The following is a 4,893-nucleotide window of genomic DNA, read 5'->3' on the forward strand; positions in this document are numbered from 1 at the left end:
CGCCACAACGAGAACCCCAAGCCATATCGATGGACCAAGTCCGCAGACGACATTCTCGCCTCCGTCAAACGCTTCTGCCAGAAGGCGGAACAATCCTTATGCCACGAAATTTAGATTCAGATGACTAGGGTCAGGCCTCATTGATCAGAGCCAGAAGGTAACAATGGCTGGTATGACGATAGCGGCCATGAATGTGTGGGCGCAGCGATCGTAGCGGGTATGGACGCGCCGCCAGTCCTTGAGGCGCCCGAACATGATCTCGATCTTGTGGCGGGCCTTGTAGAGGGTTCGGTCGTAGGGGACCGGCTCGATTCTGTTCGTCTTGGGTGGGATACAGGGCGCAATGCCGCGGGCGACGAGCGCCGCGCGCAGCCAGTCGGCGTGATAGCCCTTGTCGCCGATAAGAGCCCTGGTGTTCGGCAAACGGTCGAAGACCAGCGCGGCACCCTTGTAATCGCTTGTCTGGCCTTCTGTCAGGGCCAGGATGAGAGGCCGACCTTGGTCATCGCAAACGGCGTGCAGCTTGGAATTCAGGCCGCCCTTCGTGCGCCCGATACATCGGGGGAAGAGCCCCTTTTTGAGCAGGCTCGACGCCGTGCGGTGCGCCTTCAGGTGGGTCGCGTCGATCATTGCCGTCTCCGGCGCACCCGCCGCTCCGGCCAGCGCCGCGAAGATGCGGTTGAACACGCCCATGCGGCTCCAGCGGATGAACCGGTTGTACAGCGTCTTGTGCGGACCGTAGGCCGCAGGCGCGTCGCGCCAGCGCTATCCGCTCTATGCCGCTCACCACGCGTCTGTCATCGACGCGCGCCACCCCATGCGACAGCGGGAAATTAGGCGAGATCAGGCGCATCTGCGCCTTCGTAAGCCAAAACAGACCACCCATGACGGCACCTCCAGGAGGTGCAACGGAATCAAGCCTTACACCCCCGAGCAAGTGCCTAGGCGCACCGGTCGCTCGTCGCGGCACTGTCGACGCTATCGGCTCAAAAAATGGAATCAACAGGAAGGGGCAAACGTAATTCTCGGGCCCTCGTCAGCTCTTCTCCAATTTGGGGAAGCGATGCCTGGATTGCGCTCGCTCAATTCTGCTAAGCTTACGCAGACAGTCGAGGAAAAAAGGCCCATGCCCAGCGCGTCGCAACAGATCATGAGGCTAGGATTCGGGTTCGCTGTGTCACAGGCGCTGCGCGTCATTATCGAACTCGGCGTCCCCGATCTTCTGGCCGTCGGCGAGCGGTCGGTGGATGAACTAGCGGCTGCCACTCAGTCAGATGCTGACGCGCTTTATCGTGTAATGCGACTTCTCGCGCCTGAAGGGATCTTTAGGGAAGTAGCGCCCCGTCATTTCGAGTTGACGGAGATTGGCGCCGTGCTGCGCTCCGATCAGCCGGGTCCCCGCGACTTCGTCAGTATGATCAACAGCGAGGCTTATCTTGCCTTCGAGCAACTCCTGTATTCTGTCCGCACAGGAAAGCCAGCCTTCGACAAGGTGTTTGGGAGCCCAAGGTTTGACTGGCTGTCGGAACACCCCGAGCAGGCTGCCTTGTTTCAGCGTGCCATGGTCGCCTTGAGCCAAGGCAGCAACGAGGCCGTTGCCGAAGCTTGTGACTTCAGGCCGTTCACGCGGATCATCGACGTTGGCGGCGGACATGGTCAGCTTCTCTCGGCGATCCTGGCCCGCAACCCCCATTTGAGCGGCGTGCTTTTCGATCTGCCTTCGGGCGTCGCGGCGGCACATGAGGGTGCCGGAGGCGACCTGCCGCGCACCGAATTTATCGCTGGTGATTTCTTTGAGAGCGTTCCCAGTGGTGACGTCTACGTCATTAAGAAGGTCGTTCACGATTGGGACGATGGGCGTGCTGCGGCGATCCTGCGAAATTGCCGCAAGGCGATGCTACCGAACGGGAAGGTGCTTGTGGCCGAGACGCTCGTGCCGCCGGGTGACGAACCGAACCAGATTAAAGGTATCGACGTGGTCATGCTCGCCGTCACCGGCGGCCTGGAGAGGACGGAGGCACAGTATGCAAGCCTGTTCGACGCCGCCGGGCTACGGCTTGAACGAGTGATTCAGACCCGAGGACCCATTTCCATCCTTGAGGCGTCTCCGGCCTACGGATGAAGGTCTCGCCGAGCGATTTAATGGGTCCTGAGCCTAGGTGAGGCGTGGGACCACGCTGAAAGCTGAAACCAATTCTTTCGGACTTGGGGGCGCGCATGGCGGGTGTGCGGCCCCTTCTGCGCGAGCTTGTCCTTGCCCCACAGTCCGGGACGATCTCCCGGTCGCTGCCAGATCGTCTTGCTTAGAACAGCGAGCCTTGCGCCGGCGCCTGCGCCGGAAACTTGATCTGCGTCGCCGGCTTCTCGACGATCACCAACGCATCGTCCGGCGCCGTGCGCTGCAGCTTTCTCGCTTCGGACCACGGTGCGCTCAGCCAAATCTCCGTCTCCTCCTGGCTCGTCAGGATCACCGGCATCGCCTTCTCGTGGATCGGCGCGATCAGCGCGTTGGGCTTGGTGGTCAGGAAACCGTAGAGCTCGTGCTCGCTGGGACCTTCCTTGACCTTGCGCACGCCCTGCCAGGGCGTCCACAGGCCGGCGAGGAAGAACAGCGGCCGCTCCTCGCTCAGCGCAAACCAGTAGTTCCTCTGGACGCCTGTCTCCGGGTCTTTTTGACTGGGCGTGGGGCTCGGTTCGGCAAAGCTGGTCACCGGCACGACGCAGCGGTTCTCGACGCCGAGAAAGGGCTGCCAGTGGCCATATTGCGGATTGCGGATGTTGGTGGTGCCGGAATCGGCATTGCCGCGCATGCGCTCCGGCGGCGTCGGCATGCCCCAGCGCAGATTGGCAAGCTCACGCGCTCCGTCCGCCGTGTTGCGCACCACGGGCGCGAACTGGTTGGGATAGATGTCGACCGAGGGCTCGAGGTTGCCGGCGATGTCGCGCAGTGCGCGGGTCCACTGGCGGATGGCCTCTTGCGAGGTGGTGATATTGTAGAGATTGCACATATAAGCAGAATTGCGGAATTGGCCCGGCTACGCAACCGGGCTCCGCAAGACGCTCGAACGGCGCCGTCGCTCAGCAGAATTCGACTTCGATGTGCCGCTCGGTCTGCGCGACAATGCGGCAGCGCGTCTCGAAGGCATCCGCGCGGATGACCAGGTTGAACGTCTCCGGCACGCCGATCGAACTGATCACATCCAGCCCCGCGGCGTCGTCGGCCAAGGTCTTTACCGTGCAGTCGATGGACGACATGCGGTTGTTGAACAGGATGCGGCCGGCCTTCAGCACCCGCCGGCGCGGCCCCTTGGCCACGTCATCGGGCGCACGAAAGGCGACGCATCTGTTGCGGCCGGCTGCCTTGGCTTCGTAGAGCGCAGTGCCGGCATGGCCAGCAACTGGTCGATGTCCTGGGTTCGCGCATCCAGCGCCGCCATGCCGAAGCTGGCAGTAACGGGGATTTTCGATGCACCATGCCTGATTTCGGCCTTGCCGATGGCGCCGCGCAGTTTTTCCGCCACCTCGGTCATGCCCTTGCGGTCGGTATGCGGCAGCAGAAGCGCGAATTCCTCGCCGCCCAGGCGGCCGAACAGGTCGCTGCCGCGAAGGTGCTGCCGGCATGCCTTGGCCATGGCGGCCAAAACCTTGTCGCCGGCGGCGTGGCCGTAGCGGTCGTTGACCGTCTTGAAGTGGTCGAGATCGAGGGTGATGCATGCCAGGTCGTGCTTGTGGCGCCGGGCCAGTCCCATGGCATGTGCCGCCTGTTCCTTGAACGCGCGGCGCGACAGCGTGCCCGTGAGGGCGTCGACCGCAGCAAGCTGGCGCAACTCGAGCGTGTCCATGGCCAGTTGCGACAGATCGCAAAGGATCGCCGTTTCACGGGCATTGAACTGGCGCGGCTCATAGCCGATGGCGCACACCGTTCCGATGGCGTGGCCGTCGCCGGTGCGCAGCGGAACGCCGGCATAGAAACGGATATGCGGATTGCCGGTGACATGCGGGTTCTGCGCGAAGCGCTGATCCTGCTGCGCGTCGGGAACGACCAGCGGCGTCAGCTCCTGCAAGGTGTATTTGCAGAACGTCTCGTTGCGGCCGACCTCGCGGTTTTCAAGACCTTCATAGGCCTTGTACCACTGTCTGTGCCCGTCGATCATCGAAACGACGGCGATCGGCAGGTCGAAGATATTGCGGATCAGACGGGTTATGCGGTCGAAGGCTTCCTCGCGAGGCGTGTCCAGGACGTCGAAGCGCTCGAGCGCCCCGAGCCGTCCGGCCTCAATGCTGTCTTCGTCCATTGCCAAGGGAGGCGCGTCGACAAGGTTTCGATGCATTGGCGTCTGCCTCGCACATCATCGTCCCCCGGCGCAAACATGCGAAACGTTGCTGAACATTCGGTAAATGGAAGCCGCCGGAACGCGTGGCCTCGGTGCATGCAGCGCCGGCCGCTTTGGAATGACCTGGCTGGCTATTGGGCTGTCGGGCCGGCGCTCTTTCAGAGATCCACACGGGCGAGGTCGGTGGCCCGGCTGCCGGGGGGGGATGTATGGGTTGGCCGCCGGGCCTGACCGGCTTCTGCGACCTCGCCGGCTAACATGAACATGCGCTGAAGCTAATGTAAGGGCAATATCGACCAATGGCCCTGGTAGCCTAGGACCAATGCCCACTAGGCTGAATCGACATTCATCGCATCCAGATCATTGCAGCGGCGAGGTGAATGAAGGCGAGGAAGTGGCTGGCGCGTCGATCGTAGCGAGTTGCGAAGCGTTGGAAGTGCTTGAGCTTGTTGAAGCATCGCTCGATGCGGTTGCGGCATCGGTAGATGAGCGGATCATGGGGGATCGGTTCTGATCTGGAGCGGGTGGAGGGGATGACCGCCTTGGCGCCGATGTCCGC

3 protein-coding genes and 2 pseudogenes are annotated in these 4,893 nt (G+C 62.5%); 1 reads left to right on the forward strand and 4 read right to left on the reverse strand.

All coding sequences use genetic code 11. The features are described from left to right. Positions 1-144: 144 nt before the first annotated feature. Positions 145-886, reverse strand: a pseudogene (locus D3227_RS39645) (IS5 family transposase). Positions 887-1,126: 240 nt separating this feature from the next. On the opposite strand from D3227_RS39645, the gene D3227_RS39650 reads away from it, so the two are divergent. Further along, positions 1,127-2,122 (forward strand): methyltransferase, encoded by a 996-nt coding sequence (locus tag D3227_RS39650; RefSeq protein ID WP_120019388.1) that lies wholly within the window; start codon positions 1,127-1,129, stop codon positions 2,120-2,122. Positions 2,123-2,303: 181 nt separating this feature from the next. On the opposite strand, the gene D3227_RS39655 is transcribed toward D3227_RS39650, so the two are convergent. The 3 genes and pseudogenes from D3227_RS39655 to D3227_RS39665 form a co-directional block, all read right to left on the reverse strand. After that, entirely contained in the window at positions 2,304-3,008 is a 705-nt protein-coding gene (locus tag D3227_RS39655; protein WP_120019387.1) for an SOS response-associated peptidase, read from the reverse strand. A gap of 70 nt (positions 3,009-3,078) precedes the next feature. Next, a pseudogene (locus tag D3227_RS39660) lies at positions 3,079-4,295 on the reverse strand (sensor domain-containing diguanylate cyclase). A 385-nt stretch (positions 4,296-4,680) separates the two neighbouring features. Beyond that, on the reverse strand, positions 4,681-4,893 hold a 213-nt coding region (locus D3227_RS39665; protein ID WP_147377821.1), incomplete at its 5' end, for a transposase.

Origin of the sequence: Mesorhizobium waimense (genome assembly GCF_003601975.1) — a bacterium.
Lineage (GTDB): Bacteria > Pseudomonadota > Alphaproteobacteria > Rhizobiales > Rhizobiaceae > Mesorhizobium > Mesorhizobium waimense.

What these genes read in the sequence shown, in the direction of transcription:
- D3227_RS39655 (WP_120019387.1), bottom strand. Translation starts at nt 3,008, where the DNA reads ATGTGCAATCTCTACAATATCACCACCTCGCAAGAGGCCATCCGCCAG.
- D3227_RS39650 (WP_120019388.1), top strand. Translation starts at nt 1,127, where the DNA reads ATGCCCAGCGCGTCGCAACAGATCATGAGGCTAGGATTCGGGTTCGCT.